Below are 15180 nucleotides of genomic sequence, written 5' to 3' on the forward strand. Positions count from 1 at the left end.
GATGGTGATAGGCGGCTGAACGGTTCAGCCTGGGACGCAGCGGGACCTTGCCCGCCGGAAAGCCATATGACGATATTCACGCGCCGCAATCTTCTCAAAGCCGCCGCGGCCGCCAGCCTCGCTGGCATCGGTGCCTCGACTGCCGGCAGATTGACCGGTCTCGCGGCGGCGAAGCCTGAGCCGCTTGTCCTGAAGGCCGTCAGCATCGAGGCGAAGCTGGCGGAGGCCGGCCCGACCAAAAACGTGCTCACCTATGGTGCGGCCGGCATGCCGCCGGTCGTCAGGATGCGCAAGGGCGAGCCCTTTGCCGCGCGGCTCGTCAACGGCATCGACGACCCGACCACGATCCACTGGCATGGCATCCGGGTTCCGAACAAGATGGACGGCGTGCCGTTCCTGGTGCAACCCTATGTCTATCAAGGCGATCATTTCGACTACGCGTTTTCGCCGCCCGACGCCGGCACCTTCTGGTACCACCCGCACTGCAACACGCTCGAGCAAATGGGCCACGGGCTGACCGGCGTGATTGTGGTGGAGAACCCGAACGATCCGGTGTTCGATTCCGAACTGGTGATCAATCTGCGCGATTGGCGCCTCGGCGACGACGGCCAGTTCATCGAGTCGTTCCGGCCGCGTGATGCTGCGAGAGCCGGCACTTACGGCACGGTGCGCACGGCCAACTGGCTCGACCAGCCGCAATATGACGCGCCGGCAGGCGGCCTGGTGCGGCTCAGGGCCGCCATCACCGACGTCACCCGCATCTATGCCTTCCGCGTCGACGGCGCCGAAGCATCAGTCATCGCGCTCGATGGCAATCCGGTGCCGCAACGCTTCGCGCCCGACGCCTTGCAGCTCGGGCCCGGCCAGCGGCTGGAGCTTGCCGTCCGCATGCCCGACGACGAAGGCGCGATCGTTAGCCTGCGCGACGTCAGGGGCACCAAGCCGAAGATTCTGGCGACGCTGCGTGCGGTCGGGAAATCGCTCAAGCGGGATCTGCGCGATCTCGGCTCTTTGGAGGCCAACCCGGTGGCGGAGGTGGATCTTGCAAGCGCCAAACGCATTCCGCTGGCGCTCAGCGCCACAGCGGAGAACGGTTCGGCCGACAGCATCTGCGGCTCACTCGGCTACAGTTTCTGGGCGATCAACAAGGTGCCGTGGCCGGGAGACACGCCGAACCCGACCGCGCCGCTCGCCGAACTCAAGCTCGGCAAGAGCTACATCATCGACATGGAAAATCTCACGCCGCACTCTCACCCGATCCACCTACACGGCATGAGTTTCAAAGTGCTGTCGTCCTCGACGCGGCAAGTCCAGCCGCTCGTCTCCGACACCTATCTCATCCAGCCCGACGAGAAGGTTCAGCTGGGCTTCGTCGCCGACAACCCCGGCGACTGGCTGCTGCACTGCCACATCATCGAGCACCAGAAGACCGGGATGACGAGTTACTTTCGGGTGACGTGAAAGCGGCTGCGTTTCGTGAGGCGGGTTGACCGCGCCGTCTGGTTGCCTAGGTAGCCAACTGGGCAGGTGGGACGACATGCAACTCCGACCGACGGCATGACATCTTTGCGCATTCGAAAACTTGTCCTTGTCGCGACAGGCATCTCCATCCTGTCTTCCTGTGTCGTTCCCGACGATACCTCGCGGGTCGCGAAAGAGGACGTCACCGCTGCTGCCGCCCGCAAAGAGATGGTCGGTCTCAGCGAGGCCGACATCCGCATGTGCGCCGGCTTTCCGACCGCGACGGCCGATGCGGGATCATCCGGCCAGATCTGGACCTATCAGCGCAACGTGCAGCGCGGCAATCTCAACATCGCGGTCCCGACCATGGCTGTGGGCGCGATCCCGGCGGTCGGAGGGTCGCTCAACGTCTCGCCCGGAGGCTACTGCAATACGCAGATCCGCATGGTCGGCGGCCATGTCGCGGAAGTCACCTATGCCGGCGACAACAATTTGCCGAACAGCATCGATGCGCTCTGCGTCAGCACGGTCGACGCCTGCGTCGCCTATGCGCGCCAACGCAATCACAAGGTGACGGCGGTTTCCAGGTGAGTGGGGTCAGGCGGGGCCATGCGAGAGCGCCCATATTTGTCAGCGTTGGAAGCCCGCGAAGAATGGTTCTGCGGTCTCATACGCCGGTCAGTTTCGCAGGGATGGCGCGGAAAACTTCAGTCCTAAAGCGCGTCGCGATCTTTCAGATTCGCTCCGTGCGCTTTAGGTTTTTGATTTACGCATGTCTTTGTCCCGAAACCGGTCCCACTTTCGGGAGACATGCTTTAAAGGCGAGCGTTGAGCATGCCGATAGAAAACATGATCTAACGCTCATATGTGCGGCGGAAAATCAAAGTGATCACCGGCCGCCCCAAATCGTCCCCAATCCGGAGGTTTTTCCGGCTCCGACTCGAGACGAAGGAGAGGTCGATGAAATTGTCTGTTCTTGCCCTTGCCGGCACCATGCTGGCACCGATGGCTGCGGTCCAGGCTGCGCCCATGATCGCTGCGCCGGATAGGAACAGCTTGGTTCAAGAAGCGCACGTGACATGCGCGTACCTGACCGAGGACGGCTACTGCGTGCGGTCGCACAAGAAGCACAAGTACTGGAAGCCCAAGCACCACTACCGGCAAATCTACCGCACCTACGAGCCGCAGGTACCGGACGAGTATTATTGGCGCTATCAGCGTCCGCGGACGGTTATCAGAGTCGTTCCCAGCTATCCGCAGGATGAAGACAATTGGGATGATTGGGACGATTGAGGCCAGCCGAGGCCTAAAGCGCGTCGCGATCTTTCAGATTCGCTCCATGCGCTTTAGGTCTTGATTTTACGCATGTCTTTGTCCCGAAACCGGTCCCACTTTCGGGAGACATGCTTTAACGGCTGCCCTCCGTTTGCCGGGGGGCCTGCTCGCGAGTCCTCGCGGGCTGCAATCGATCATCGGCAACGGATGCGTGGCTGGAGAGCCGGCCACGTATCCGCAACCAGGCGACTTCTCGCCTACCAGCCGAACAGCAGGGCTGCTCCGCTTTGGCCGTCGCCGGCCTGCGCGATGCTGGCGTCGGTGTTTCTGCCGAACTGGAAAATGCCATAGGAATTGTCGTTGCCGTCCTGCCGCAAGGTAGCGGAGTGGCCGCTGCCTTCCTGTCGAATTATGCCGCGATTGCCGGCACCGTCCTGACCTATGCCGGCACGGTTGTTCCGCCCGAGCTGCCTGATATGAGCGCCGCCGCGCAGCCCGTTGTAGAGCGAATAAGCTCGCAGGCCGAAATCCAGCGCCCGCGCATCGCGGGCCGTCCGAGGCGAGTAGTAAAGCCCGATCGAACCGCCCGCTTTTGCCGGAGCGACAACAAGAGGCAGGCCGATGGCCGCGGCGAGCGCGGTGGCTTGGACGAGCTTCGTGATCTGGCGGTTCATGTTACGTCTCCTGGCGGGTTCGACCGTTGATGAGGAACAGTCGCATAGCCAAGCTGAACCTTGACGGAAGGGATCGTTCAGCAGCCGTTCAAGACATGCTCCAGGGCCTGTTGGAAACGCCGAAGGGCTCCGGTTGCACGGAGCCCTTGCTTGATCTGCGGACCGCGGGAGCCGGCGTTCAGGTAGGGCCGGACACTTGCTTGGCGCAGCTGACGCTCGTGCTGCCTGCGATCACTTTCAGCTTGACGTCGTAGGCAGCGCCATTCGCCCCCACGCTCATCCGGCCGAGCGAGGCGGGATTGCCGGGGCTGGCTTCGAAGGTGCCGCCCTGCCGGATGTTAGCGGAGCCGGACGGGCCGTCGCCGGAGACGCTGACCGTGTAGGTGCCGCTGATGGTCTTGTCGGCATAAACCAGGGGCTCCAGCAGAATGGCGTCTCCTTCAATCGCATCTCGTATCTCGCATCGCAGCGGCCCGGAATTCGAGCCATCCTTGCCGGCCGTCGCCCCGGTCGCGCCGGCGGCGATCACGGCCAGCAGCGCGGCCGACGCCGCTGCCGTTCGCTTGTCCAATCTGGTCATGGATGATCTCCTCGCGATGTCAGGATGGTGGCCGGCAACACCGTTGCCGGCCGTCCATGGTTCAGGGGCAGTCCTGGACGAACGCGGCGACATTGCCGCTGCCGCCCTGGCTGACGTCGGCGTTGCAGCCGTGGCCGACCTGGACGCCGGCGGCGATGTTGCCATTGCCGTCCTGCGTCAGGATCGCGGTGTGGTTCGAGCCGAACTGGGCAATGCCTGCGGCGTTTCGGCTGCCGTATTGATAGGTCGCGCCGTAGTTGTTGACGCCCTGCTGCCCGATCACCGACCGGTTGCGATGACCATATTGCTGGCCGATCGCGGTGTTGAAGCGGCCATCCTGATAGACGTGTATGCGGTTACGATAGCCGTGCTGGCCGCCGCCGGCGGAATTGCGCCAGCCATATTGCTCGATGTTGACGTCATTGGCCATCGCGGGAGCGATGGTGGTAAAGCCGACGACGGCTGCCAAGGCTGCGGCGACAATTGATGTGCGGGTCATGGGGCTTCTCCTTCATGCGGCAGGGGACCGCGGTTGAACGGCCCTTTTGTAGGAGGTTGGCCCGGAACGGAGCCTGAAGGCTCCATTCAGCGAAAATTCATGACCGCTCCGTTCGGATGTTTCAGAGCTGCAGCACCCCGCGATGCGCTCTGCGTCAGCACGGTGGACGCCTGCGTGGCCTATGCGCGCCAACGCAGGCACACTACGGCGGTGTCCAGGTGAACGGCCATTGGCTCTGCGCCGTGGCTGGAGCTGCATTCAGCGGGTAATGCAGAACGAACGGCAGCGGCCCCATGGTGCTTTGGGTCGGCGTTCTCGAAGCGACTGCCTCGACAGTGGGCAATGAACAGGGGGCATTTCCGCCCCCTGAGGCACTTACCTGTTCTTGCACGGTTCGTCGGTCGTGGTTGTCGTCTGGCCATTGTTGTCAGGGTTGGCGCTGTCGTTTGTCTTTCCGCCATTCCCCTGCCCGGAGGTGGTTGTCGTGTCGCTGTCGAAGCCATTCTTTGCGGCAAATGCCGGTGGCGCCGCCGCAACGGCTAGCGATAAAAGGGGGCGGGTTCCCCAACAATCATCCGCACCCCTCTCCCTTCGCCAGACGGTCTTCACGGCATGCCCGCGGTTTTCCCGCACAACATAGTCGTAATCAGTTACTATTCCCCGGTCCGGTCGTCGTGGTCGTCGTTGAGCAATTATTGCAGTCGGTCTTGCCGTTATTGATTTGCCCGCTCGGTCCGGTCGATGTCGTAGTCGTTGTCGTACCATTATCGTTGTTGGGTGGGTTTCCGCTATGTCCCTGCTCACTGGTGGTTGTCGTCGTACTGCCTTTAGGGTCCGCAAACGCGGGAGCGGAGACTGCGAATGCAAGCGCTGTCGTGACGATAAGGATCGTTTTCATTTCGTTCCTCCTGACACTGCTACGGACGCCGCATCTTTGGAGCGTGGCACGGCCTTCCAGCGCCACGCCAAACGATAAAATTAGACATAACTAATATTCAAATGCAATGCATCCTAAAGGACTACCACCGTCCCCCAGCGGTACTTCAGATTTCAAACTGACCCACTCCCCGGCTGTGCGTTCAGGCCGTCTAGGAAGGCCGTGAGGAAGGGCAGGGCTGTCACCTCTTGCCGGGCCTAGAAAACGGAAATGGCCGCTAGGATGATTCTGGATCGGAACATCGCCAGCAATGCGCCCGGAGCTATCACTATCACCGGTCCGGCTAGGCACATGCAGCCAATTGCAATGCTTCTCTTCGGTTCAGTGGTCGGCACCCATTCCATTCTAATGAAACCGTACAGCAGGTAGGCTAGGTAGGAATGCGCAGTAACGGCAATGCAGGCCGGGACAATGGTCAGCCACGGGCTATCTGACAACGGGACAATAGCGACGAGCCGGTTGAGCACTTCGTACATAAGACCAAGAACGACGCCCAGTAGTATGACGGACCACCATCGGCGAATGGGGTAGGCTCCCAACAGTGCTCGCTTGATCACTCAGTCAAGTGGCAAGCCTTCGCGCCAGGGGGTATCGAAAAAATAGAAAAGACGGTGACGGGAGACGGACAAATAGGCCGGAATGCGCATAGCAATGTCTCACTTCGTTGTCCCACCAACGAGAACCCATTGCCAAAGCCTTGATTTTAAATCCGCTGGTGGAGCTGAGGGGGATCGAACCCCTGACCTCATCATTGCGAACGATGCGCTCTCCCAGCTGAGCTACAGCCCCGTTCCAGCGGATGGGCTTGTATCGGTCGCGGCCGTTCGATGTCAAGGCGAAACGGCTCGATGGCGTCGATGCGCCGGGGCCGGCGGGCCTTGCCGGTTCCGCCAGCAATGGCTACATGTCGGCGACAATTTGGAGACCGGCATGATCGCCCTCATTCAAACCATCGTCATGGCGCTCGACCTCTATTGGTGGGTCATCATCGCCTCGGCGATCTTTTCCTGGCTTTATGCCTTCAACGTCGTCAACTCGCGCAACCAGTTCGTCGGCACCATCGGCAACATGCTGTATCGGCTGACCGAGCCGGCGCTGCGGCCGATCCGCCGTTTCATGCCCGATCTCGGCGGCATCGACATTTCGCCGATCATCCTGCTTTTGATCATCTTCTTCGTCCGGCAGTTCCTGCTCACGACCGTGCTGTCGCTGGTCGTCTGAGGGCTGGTCCGGTCGATGAGCGCGCCGTTTCGCCTGCACGGGGATGGCATCGACCTTTACGTGCGGCTGACGCCGAAGGCGGCGCTGGACCGGATCGAAGGTGTCGAGACGGCTGCCGACGGACGCAGCCATCTCAAGGCCCGGGTGCGCGCCGTACCGGAGAACGGGGCGGCCAACGCGGCGCTGGAGCGGATGGTGGCCAAGGCGGTCGGCGTGCCGGGGTCGACGGTTTCGGTGGTGGCCGGGGGCACTTCGCGGCTGAAGACGGTGCGCATACTGGGCGATACGGCTGCGTTGGTGAAAAGCGTCGGGGCACTGATCGGCACCTGAGACCGCATTACAAATATCGCCAGTTGGCGCTGCCCCTCATTGCCCTGCCGGGCATTTCTCCCCGTATAGTGACGGGGAGAAAGACGCTGTCGCGGATGCTTTCGCCAACCATCAACGTTGCAAAAAATAGCGCCGAGGTTGCGGCCAGCTTTCTTCTCCCCGTTCTACGGGGAGAAGGTGCCGGCAGGCGGATGAGGGGCAGCGCTACGGTTCGAGATTGAGCAGCTTATGGCCGGGCACTTTGCCCGCCGCAGACAAAGGAAGACGCGCTCAATCCCCCAGCGGCAGCTTTGGGTCGTCGACCTTCAGCGTGTTCACGCTCTGCTTGATGCGGCGCAGGTTCTCCAGCACTTTCGGCCCGCGCGATTCAGCCACCGCGGTGGCGATCATGTCGAGGATGGCAAGAAGCGCGTAACGCGACGAGGTCGGCTTGTAGATGTTGCCGTCCTCGAAAGGCTGCAGAAGGATCACCGTGTCGGCGACCTTGGCCAGTGACGAATCCGGCGCGGTGACGGCGACGGTGGCGGCGCCATATTGCTGGGCGACCTCGACGGCCTCGATCACCGAACGCGCGAAGCCGGAGACCGAGAAGGCGACCAGCGTCGTTTCCGGCGTCGCGACGGCGGCATACATGCGCTGGAGCTGGCCGTCGGTCTGGGCGAGCGCCGACAGGCCGAGCCGGAACAGCCGGTTCTGCATCTCGGTCGCCATCATCGAGGAAATGCCGCCGGAGCCGATGCAAAGCACATTGCCGGAGCCGGCGATGCGGGCGGCGACGTCCATCAACGTCGTCATATCGAGATTCTCGCTGGCGCGCTGGATGGCGGCGATCGCCGCTTCGGTGATGGCCGAAGCAATGCGCTGCTCGCGCGCGTCGCGGCTCAGCGGCTCCGGCGACAGATACTGACCGCCGATGGCGATCGCCTGCGCCAGATAGAACTTGAAGTCGCGCAGGCCCTCGCAGCCGAGATTGCGGCAGAAGCGGGTCACCGTCGGCTCGCTGACGCCGACCCTCGCGGCAATCTCCGAGATCGCCGCCTTGGAGGCGAAATCGAGATCGGAAAGCACGAGGCCGGCCAGCCGACGGTCCGACTTGGTGCCGTCCTGCGACATCAGTTGCAGGCGGGTGATGATGTCGGCCGGCGTCTTCATAGGGGGAGGCCGGTCGCCTTGTCGAAGAGATGGATGTTGCGCGGGTCGACGCTCACCGGCAGCCGGTCGCCCGGCTTCACCTGCAGCCGGTCGCGGAACACGGCGCGCACACTCTCACCGCCGACCGAGCCGTAGACATGGGTTTCGGAGCCGGTCGGTTCGACGACATCGACGTCGATCGCGATCGCGTCGTCGGCGGCGCCGATGACGAAATGCTCGGGGCGGATGCCGGCTTCGACCGTGTCGGCGCCTGACGCGGCCTTGGTCGTTAGCGCCAGGCGGCCGCCGCCGCTGGTCTCGAACCAGGACTTGGCCCCGACGGTCTTCAGCGCGCCGGAGACAAAACTCATCGACGGCGAGCCGATGAAGCCGGCGACGAATTTGTTGGCCGGCCGGTCATAGAGCTCCAGCGGCCGTCCAACCTGCTGGATGCGGCCGCGATCCATCACCACGATGCGGTCGGCCATGGTCATGGCCTCGATCTGGTCGTGGGTGACGTAGACGATGGTCGATCTCAGCCGCTGATGCAGGGCCTTGATCTCGGTGCGCATCTGCACGCGCAGCTGCGCGTCGAGGTTGGAGAGCGGCTCGTCGAACAGGAAGACGGAAGGCTCGCGCACGATGGCGCGGCCCATGGCGACGCGCTGGCGCTGGCCCCCTGACAATTGCCGTGGATAGCGGTCGAGGTAGGAGAAGAGGTTCAGCACGCCGGAAGCCTTCTTCACCTTGTCGTCGATCGCCGCGCGGCTTTCACCCCGGATTTTCGGACCGAAGCCGATATTGTCGGCGGCTTTCAGATGCGGGAACAGCGCGTAGGATTGGAAGACCATGGCGATGTTGCGCTTCTGCGGCGGCAGGTCGTTGGCTCTCAAGCCGCCGATCACGAGGTCGCCGGAGGTGATCGTCTCCAGCCCGGCCAGCATACGCAGCAAGGTCGACTTGCCGCAGCCGGACGGGCCGACCAGCACGACGAACTCGCCGCTCTTGATCTCGAGGTTGATGTCCTCGAGGATTTTGTGCTGGCCGAAGGATTTCGACAGGTTGCGAAACAGGACATCGGTCATGGTCACGCTCCCAAGATGTCGTCGATGAAAGGCAGGTAGCCGGCCGTCAGTCCGGCGTCCACCGGCACCACCGCGCCTGTTATGCCGGACGCCCGGTCGGAGGCAAGGAAGGCGACCGCTTCCGCCACTTCCGAAGCATTGACGATGCGTCCCAGTGGGTAGAGCCGCTTCAATCGGCCGAGGATTTCCGGGTCCTTGGCCAGGCGATGGTCCCAGGCGGCGGTGCGGATCGAGCCCGGACAGACGACATTGGCGCGCACGCCGCTGCGGCCGAGCTCGACGGCGATCGACTTGGCGTAGGCGTTGATGCCGGCCTTGGCGGCGGCATAGGCCGGGTTGCCGAAATGCGCGATGGCGTTGACCGAGGAGATGAAGACGACGCTGCCCGCGCCGCGCCCCGCCATCGCCTTGATCAGCGGGTCGGCGAAAGTCATCACCCCGGTGAGATTGAGGTCGAGCTCCTGCTCGATCCTGTCCGCCGTCAGCGCATCAAGCGTCTCCGCGCGCGTCCAGCCGGCATTGTTGATCAGAATGTCGGGGACGCCGTCCTTGTCGAGCAGGGCAGGGATCGCCGCTTCGATCGAAGCCCGGTCGAGCAGGTCGAAGACGTGGCGCGAGGCGATCAAGGGGCTCTCCAGCGCCTCGGCCGACTGGTCGCAGCCGACGATGCGCGCACCACGTTCGGCCATAAGCGCCACGATCGCCGAGCCGAGACCACCGCCGGCGCCGGTGACGACAATTGTCTTGCCCCCGAAATCGGCCTTTGACACCACGATGCGCGCTCCTCCGCCACGTCAGATAGCGACAGAACGCTACTCAACGAAATGTAATTAAGCAACATGATAAACTGCTTGCATCGCGGAAAACCCTCGATAATGTAGGAAAGTCACATAAATCCTGCGCCTACAAGGGCCAGGCGCGAATGCGCATCATGGGAGGAAATCAGATGAGCCTTGCGAAATGGACTGTCGGCCTGTTGGCCGGGATGAGCATGCTGGCGCTGGCAGCGCCCGCCGATGCGGGCGAGGTGCGCGTCACCGTCGCCGAGTACAGCGCCAAGACCGGCCCCTATTTCGAAGCGGTGAAGAAGGAATTCGAGGCGGCGAACCCAGGCATCACGATCAAGTACGAGGTCGTGCCTTGGGACGTGCTCTTGCAGAAGCTCACCACCGACATCACCGCCGGCACCAATGCGGACCTTTCGATTATCGGCACGCGCTGGCTGATCGACTTCGTGCAGCAGGACGTCGCCGAGCCGCTCGACAGCTACATCACGCCCGAATTCAAGGACCGCTTCATCGACACCTTCCTGCAGCCCTCGATCATGGGCGGCCACACCTACGGCCTGCCGATCGCCGCCTCGGCGCGCGCCATGTACTACAACAAGGAGCTGTTCGAGAAAGCCGGCATCGCCAAGCCGCCGGCCACCTGGACCGAGCTGCAGGAGGACGCGCGCAAGATCAAGGGGGTCGGCGCCTTCGGCTTCGGCCTGCAGGGCAAGGAGATCGAGACCGACGTCTATTACTACTATGCGATGTGGTCGCAGGGCACCGAGATCCTCAACAAGGACGGCACATCTGGCCTCAGCACGCCGGGCGCGCTCGAGGCGGCCAAGCTTTACAAGTCGATGATCGACGAGGGCCTGACGGAGCCGGGCGTGACCTCCAACAACCGCGAGGACGTGCAGAACCTGTTCAAGCAGGGCAAGGTCGGCATGATGATCACCGCGCCCTTCCTGTCCAACCAGATCAAGGAAGAAGCGCCGAAGCTGAAATACGGCGTCGCCGCGATTCCCGCCGGACCGACCGGCGCGCGCGGCACCTATGGCGTGACCGACTCCATCATCATGTTCAAGAACTCCAAGAACAAGGACGAGGCCTGGAAGCTGCTCGATTTCCTGTTCACCAAGGAGCAGCGCGCCAAGTTCACGCAGGGCGAAGGCTTCCTGCCGGTGAACAAGGAAGAGGCGAAGATGGACTATTACGTCAACAATGCCGACCTCGCCGCCTTCACCGCTCTGCTGCCTGACGCCCGCTTCGCGCCGGTCATCCCGGGCTGGGAGGAAATCGCCCAGATCACCTCGGACGCCATGCAGAAGATCTACCTCGGCAGCGCCGAGCCGGAAGCCGCCTTGAAGGAGGCGGCAGACAAGGCCAATGGCGTGCTGAAGAAATAGGGCGTATCTCCCTGCGCCCGTGGCGCGCCTCACCCGTCGGGGCGCGCCACATCTTTTCTCGGTCTTCAGCAGAAAGACAGAATCGTCGATGTCAGCGCCGCCCCAGTCAGCCTCCTTCCTCTCCCTCCGGAGGGGGGAGAGGTGGCTCGGCGAAGCCGAGACGGAGTGGGGGAACCACCTGGCAACCGCTGCGAACGGACGTACGAAGGGCACTAGGCGCAAGCATCGCCTCGCCTTGCGCCCAAGGGGTCGACCCCCACTCCGTCGAGCTTCGCTCGACACCTCTCCCCCGATCGACGGGGGAGAGGAAGGGCCCTCTTCCGCAGCTGCTGTGGAGGACGGGCAGGCAGGTGAGGGGCGGCGCAGACGCCAGTGAGGAATGCAAAAACCTGAAGCAATCGCCTAGGAAGAACGAGAGCCAAGCTAGCAAGCCAGCGAAATGCGGGGACGTGCCTTGAGCACCAATGCCACTGCCACTGCTATCTACCCGCAACACGGTGCAAGTCAGCCGATGCAAAGCCGTATCCTGCCCTATCTGCTGACTTTGCCCAGCCTGCTGCTCGCGGCGGTGGTGATCTTCTGGCCGGTCTGGGATCTCGTGCAGATCTCGACGCATGACGTCAATCGCTTTGGCCAGCTGCGCGACTTCAGCGGCCTGGCTAATTTCTGGGCGCTCGCCGCCGATCCTGACTTTGTCGCCGCGCTCTGGCGTACCGGCCTATGGACCGTGCTTGTGGTCGGCGGCGCGCTGCTCTTGTCGATCCCCGTGGCAATCATCCTCAATACCGACTTCCACGGCCGCGGCCTTGCCCGCGTCATCATCATGCTGCCCTGGGCGGTGTCGCTCACCATGACCGCGGTGGTCTGGCGCTGGGCGCTCAACGGCGAGAGCGGCATGCTGAACTCGGCGCTGATGAAGCTCGGGCTGATCAGCCAGAACATCCAGTGGCTGGCGAGCGCCGAGACCGCGTTCCCGATGCAGGTGCTGATCGGCATACTGGTGACGGTGCCGTTCACCACCACGATCTTCCTCGGCGGCCTGTCCTCGATCCCCGACGACCTCTACGAGGCGGCCGCGCTTGAGGGCGCAACGCCGTTCCAGCAGTTCCGCGAGATCACCTTTCCGTTGCTGAAACCCTTCATCAACATCGCGATCGTGCTCAACACCATCTATGTGTTCAACTCCTTCCCGATCATCTGGGTGATGACGCAAGGCGGGCCGGCGAACTCAACCGACATATTGGTGACGCATCTCTACAAGCTCGCCTTCCGCATCGGCAAACTCGGCGAGGCCTCGGCCGTGTCGCTGGTGATGTTCGTCATCCTGCTCGTCTTCACCATGATCTATGTGCGGCTCGCCATGCGGGAGCAGCGCGCATGAGGAACGGCAAGCTCAAACGCACGATCATCGCCTGGCTGCTGCTCGCGCCATTGATCGTGGTGACGATCTTCCCCTTCGCGGTGATGTTCCTGACAGCGGTCAAGCCGCGGCCGGAAGTGCTGACACCCACCTGGTGGCCGAGCGAGTTCCGCTGGTCGAATTTCGCCGACATGTGGGTGGCGACAGGCTTCGGCCAGGCGCTTCTCAACTCGCTCTACGTCTCGGCGCTGGCGACAATCGGCGCCATCCTGATCTCGGTGCCGGCGGCCTACGCGATGTCGCGCTTTCGTTTTGCCGGCTACGGCGCCTTCCGCCAATTCCTTTTGATCTCGCAGATGATCTCGCCGATCGTGCTGGTGCTCGGCCTGTTCAGGTTGATGGCCGCCTGGGGCCTGGTCGAGAGCACGACGGCGCTCGGCTTCATCTACATGGCCTTCAACGTCGCGTTCACCGTCTGGATGCTGCAGAGCTATTTCGACACCATCCCGCGCGATCTCGAGGAGGCGGCTTGGATGGAAGGCGCCGGCCGCTGGCTGACCTTGCGCAAGGTGTTCCTGCCGCTCTGTCTGCCGGCGATCGCGGTGACGGCGATCTTCACCTTCATCAATGCCTGGAACGAGTTCGTGGTGGCGCTGACCATGCTGCGCAGCCAGGAAAGCTACACGCTGCCGATCCAGGTTTTCTCGCTGGTCGCCGGCCGCTATACGATCGAATGGCACCATGTCATGGCGGCGACGCTGCTCGCTACCCTGCCGGTAGCCATCCTCTTCATCTGGCTGCAGCGCTATCTCGTCCGGGGCCTGGCGCTCGGGGCCGTCAAATAGCAATTCCAGCAATTCCAGGAAAAGTGTGCAGCGGTTTTCCGCCCGGAATTGCGAAAAACAGAAGTCCACGGAGTTTTGATGCGCATCTTCACCGCCTCGCTGGCGACGGAAACCAACACCTTCTCGCCGGTGCCGACCGACCGGGCTTCGTTCGAGATGGCCTTCTATGCCGGGCCGGGCAAGCATCCGGAGACGCCGACGCTGTGCTCTTCGCCGATCGTGGCGCTGCGCCGGCGCGCGGCAGAGGAGGGCCTGACCGTCATCGAAGGCACCGCGACCTGGGCGGAGCCCGGCGGCCTCGTTCAAAGGCAGACTTACGAGGCGCTGCGTGACGAGATCCTCGGCCAGCTGAAGGAGGCCTTGCCTGTCGATGCCGTCATCCTCGGCCTGCATGGCGCGATGGTGGCGCAAGGCTATGACGATTGCGAAGGCGATCTGCTGGAGCGTGTGCGCGCAATCGTCGGGCCGAAAGTGGTGATCGCCTCGGAGTTCGATCCGCACAGCCATCTGACGCCGAAGCGCGTGGCTGCATCCGACATCATGGCCTATTTCCTCGAATTCCCTCACACCGATTTCTACGAACGCGGCGAGCATGTGGTCGAGCTCGGCCTTGCCGCGGCGCGCGGCGAGATCAAGCCGGTCATCTCGACCTTCGACTGCCGCATGATCCAGGTGCTGCCGACCAGCCGCGAGCCGATGCGTTCCTTCGTCGACAAAATAAAGGCGCTGCACGGCAAGGACGGCGTGCTGTCGGTCTCGATCATCCACGGCTTCATGGCCGCCGACGTGCCGGAGATGGGCACGCGCATCCTGGTCATCACCGACAATGACAAGGAAAAGGGCGACAAGCTCGCCGAGACGCTGGGACGTGAGCTCTACGCCTTGCGCGAAAAGACGGCGATGACGATGCTTTCCGCCTCTGCCGGCATAGAGCGGGCGCTTGCCGTGCGCGCCGAGCACAAGGACAAGCCGGCGGTGATCGCCGACATCTGGGACAATCCGGGCGGCGGCGTGCCGGGCGACGGCACCATCGTGCTGCGCGAGCTTTTGGCGCGCGGCATCAAGAGCGTCGGCGTGGCGACGATCTGGGATCCGATCGCGGTGACGTTTTGTCAGGCTGCCGGCGAGGGCGCCGTCATCGACCTGCGCTTCGGCGGCAAGGCCGGGCCCCAGGCCGGCGAGCCGATCGACGCACGCGTCACCGTGCTGAAGGCGGTCAGCGAGGGCTGGCAAAGTTTCGGACCGAGCCGCGTGACGCTCGGGCCGTCGGCGGTGGTTCGCATCGAAGGCACGGAGGTCGACGTCATCTTGAACACCAACCGCACGCAGACCTTCGAGCCGGACATTTTTTCCAACATCGGCATCGATCCGCTGGCGAAGGACATCCTGCTGGTCAAATCGACCAACCATTTCTACGCCGGCTTCGCGCCGATCGCCGCCGAGATCGTCTATGTCGCGGCGCCGAGTTCTTATCCGAGCAATCCGGCGGTCACGGATTACAGGAAGTTGAAGCGGCCGATATGGCCGAGGGTGAAGGATCCGTGGCGCTTATAATCTCCCCCCTTGAGGGGGAGATGTCGCCGAAGGCGACAGAGGGGGTCGCCTC

At 63.1% G+C, this 15180-nt stretch carries 15 protein-coding genes and 1 tRNA gene; 9 read left to right on the forward strand and 7 right to left on the reverse strand.

All coding sequences use genetic code 11. From position 1 onward, the window contains the following. The first annotated feature begins 66 nt into the window (after window positions 1-66). From EJ071_RS05865 to EJ071_RS05875, 3 genes are all read left to right on the forward strand, one after another. Window positions 67-1461, forward strand: coding sequence for a multicopper oxidase family protein (locus EJ071_RS05865; RefSeq protein WP_126097233.1), 1395 nt, complete (start codon window positions 67-69; stop codon window positions 1459-1461). A gap of 96 nt (window positions 1462-1557) precedes the next feature. After that, entirely contained in the window at window positions 1558-2052 is a 495-nt protein-coding gene (locus EJ071_RS05870; RefSeq protein WP_126097234.1) for a hypothetical protein, read from the forward strand. A 369-nt stretch (window positions 2053-2421) separates the two neighbouring features. Then, the gene (locus EJ071_RS05875; protein ID WP_126097235.1) at window positions 2422-2754 is read left to right on the forward strand and encodes a hypothetical protein; all 333 of its coding nucleotides are present in this window, start codon (window positions 2422-2424) and stop codon (window positions 2752-2754) included. Between the two features lie 239 nt (window positions 2755-2993). Here EJ071_RS05875 and EJ071_RS05880 read toward each other — a convergent pair whose 3' ends face one another. The 4 genes from EJ071_RS05880 to EJ071_RS05895 form a co-directional block, all read right to left on the reverse strand. Further along, window positions 2994-3410 (reverse strand): curlin, encoded by a 417-nt coding sequence (locus EJ071_RS05880; protein ID WP_126097236.1) that lies wholly within the window; start codon window positions 3408-3410, stop codon window positions 2994-2996. A gap of 178 nt (window positions 3411-3588) precedes the next feature. After that, window positions 3589-3990, reverse strand: a complete 402-nt coding sequence (gene csgH / locus EJ071_RS05885; RefSeq protein WP_126097237.1) for a curli-like amyloid fiber formation chaperone CsgH — start codon at window positions 3988-3990, stop codon at window positions 3589-3591. Between the two features lie 61 nt (window positions 3991-4051). Beyond that, a complete protein-coding gene (locus EJ071_RS05890; RefSeq protein WP_126097238.1) occupies window positions 4052-4489 on the reverse strand; it encodes a curlin in 438 nt (145 codons plus the stop codon). A gap of 1650 nt (window positions 4490-6139) precedes the next feature. After that, window positions 6140-6215 (reverse strand) — tRNA-Ala (locus tag EJ071_RS05895). 141 nt (window positions 6216-6356) lie between these two features. On the opposite strand from EJ071_RS05895, the gene EJ071_RS05900 reads away from it, so the two are divergent. Both EJ071_RS05900 and EJ071_RS05905 read left to right on the forward strand, forming a co-directional pair. Then, window positions 6357-6647 (forward strand): YggT family protein, encoded by a 291-nt coding sequence (locus EJ071_RS05900; protein WP_126097239.1) that lies wholly within the window; start codon window positions 6357-6359, stop codon window positions 6645-6647. Between the two features lie 15 nt (window positions 6648-6662). Next, a complete protein-coding gene (locus EJ071_RS05905; RefSeq protein WP_126097240.1) occupies window positions 6663-6977 on the forward strand; it encodes a DUF167 family protein in 315 nt (104 codons plus the stop codon). Window positions 6978-7247: 270 nt separating this feature from the next. Here EJ071_RS05905 and EJ071_RS05915 read toward each other — a convergent pair whose 3' ends face one another. From EJ071_RS05915 to EJ071_RS05925, 3 genes are read right to left on the reverse strand one after another with little or no spacing between them, the layout of a single operon-like run. Further along, the gene (locus EJ071_RS05915; RefSeq protein ID WP_126097241.1) at window positions 7248-8129 is read right to left on the reverse strand and encodes a MurR/RpiR family transcriptional regulator; all 882 of its coding nucleotides are present in this window, start codon (window positions 8127-8129) and stop codon (window positions 7248-7250) included. Continuing rightward, complete coding sequence (ugpC, locus tag EJ071_RS05920; RefSeq protein WP_126097242.1) at window positions 8126-9193, reverse strand: sn-glycerol-3-phosphate ABC transporter ATP-binding protein UgpC; 1068 nt, start codon at window positions 9191-9193, stop codon at window positions 8126-8128. Before ugpC ends, EJ071_RS05915 begins: the two co-directional genes overlap by 4 nt. Before the next feature lie 2 nt (window positions 9194-9195). Further along, on the reverse strand, window positions 9196-9966 hold the full coding sequence (locus tag EJ071_RS05925; RefSeq protein WP_126097243.1) for an SDR family oxidoreductase: 771 nt from the start codon (window positions 9964-9966) through the stop codon (window positions 9196-9198). 173 nt (window positions 9967-10139) lie between these two features. On the opposite strand from EJ071_RS05925, the gene EJ071_RS05930 reads away from it, so the two are divergent. The 4 genes from EJ071_RS05930 to EJ071_RS05950 all read left to right on the forward strand — a co-directional run bounded on the left by EJ071_RS05930 (window position 10140) and on the right by EJ071_RS05950 (window position 15128). Next, window positions 10140-11369, forward strand: coding sequence for a sugar ABC transporter substrate-binding protein (locus tag EJ071_RS05930; RefSeq protein WP_126097244.1), 1230 nt, complete (start codon window positions 10140-10142; stop codon window positions 11367-11369). Window positions 11370-11880: 511 nt separating this feature from the next. Continuing rightward, window positions 11881-12750, forward strand: coding sequence for a sugar ABC transporter permease (locus tag EJ071_RS05940; protein WP_126097246.1), 870 nt, complete (start codon window positions 11881-11883; stop codon window positions 12748-12750). Continuing rightward, complete coding sequence (locus EJ071_RS05945) at window positions 12747-13574, forward strand: carbohydrate ABC transporter permease (RefSeq protein WP_126097247.1); 828 nt, start codon at window positions 12747-12749, stop codon at window positions 13572-13574. Before EJ071_RS05940 ends, EJ071_RS05945 begins: the two co-directional genes overlap by 4 nt. A gap of 78 nt (window positions 13575-13652) precedes the next feature. Continuing rightward, window positions 13653-15128 (forward strand): M81 family metallopeptidase, encoded by a 1476-nt coding sequence (locus EJ071_RS05950; protein WP_126097248.1) that lies wholly within the window; start codon window positions 13653-13655, stop codon window positions 15126-15128. Window positions 15129-15180 lie beyond the last annotated feature (52 nt).

The organism is Mesorhizobium sp. M1B.F.Ca.ET.045.04.1.1 (assembly GCF_003952465.1).
GTDB lineage: Bacteria > Pseudomonadota > Alphaproteobacteria > Rhizobiales > Rhizobiaceae > Mesorhizobium > Mesorhizobium shonense.

Coding starts and splice junctions, on each gene's coding strand:
- EJ071_RS05865 (WP_126097233.1), top strand. CDS start 67: ATGACGATATTCACGCGCCGCAATCTTCTCAAAGCCGCCGCGGCCGCC.
- EJ071_RS05870 (WP_126097234.1), top strand. CDS start 1,558: ATGACATCTTTGCGCATTCGAAAACTTGTCCTTGTCGCGACAGGCATC.
- EJ071_RS05875 (WP_126097235.1), top strand. CDS start 2,422: ATGAAATTGTCTGTTCTTGCCCTTGCCGGCACCATGCTGGCACCGATG.
- EJ071_RS05880 (WP_126097236.1), bottom strand. CDS start 3,410: ATGAACCGCCAGATCACGAAGCTCGTCCAAGCCACCGCGCTCGCCGCG.
- csgH (WP_126097237.1), bottom strand. CDS start 3,990: ATGACCAGATTGGACAAGCGAACGGCAGCGGCGTCGGCCGCGCTGCTG.
- EJ071_RS05890 (WP_126097238.1), bottom strand. CDS start 4,489: ATGACCCGCACATCAATTGTCGCCGCAGCCTTGGCAGCCGTCGTCGGC.
- EJ071_RS05900 (WP_126097239.1), top strand. CDS start 6,357: ATGATCGCCCTCATTCAAACCATCGTCATGGCGCTCGACCTCTATTGG.
- EJ071_RS05905 (WP_126097240.1), top strand. CDS start 6,663: ATGAGCGCGCCGTTTCGCCTGCACGGGGATGGCATCGACCTTTACGTG.
- EJ071_RS05915 (WP_126097241.1), bottom strand. CDS start 8,129: ATGAAGACGCCGGCCGACATCATCACCCGCCTGCAACTGATGTCGCAG.
- ugpC (WP_126097242.1), bottom strand. CDS start 9,193: ATGACCGATGTCCTGTTTCGCAACCTGTCGAAATCCTTCGGCCAGCAC.
- EJ071_RS05930 (WP_126097244.1), top strand. CDS start 10,140: ATGAGCCTTGCGAAATGGACTGTCGGCCTGTTGGCCGGGATGAGCATG.
- EJ071_RS05940 (WP_126097246.1), top strand. CDS start 11,881: ATGCAAAGCCGTATCCTGCCCTATCTGCTGACTTTGCCCAGCCTGCTG.
- EJ071_RS05945 (WP_126097247.1), top strand. CDS start 12,747: ATGAGGAACGGCAAGCTCAAACGCACGATCATCGCCTGGCTGCTGCTC.
- EJ071_RS05950 (WP_126097248.1), top strand. CDS start 13,653: ATGCGCATCTTCACCGCCTCGCTGGCGACGGAAACCAACACCTTCTCG.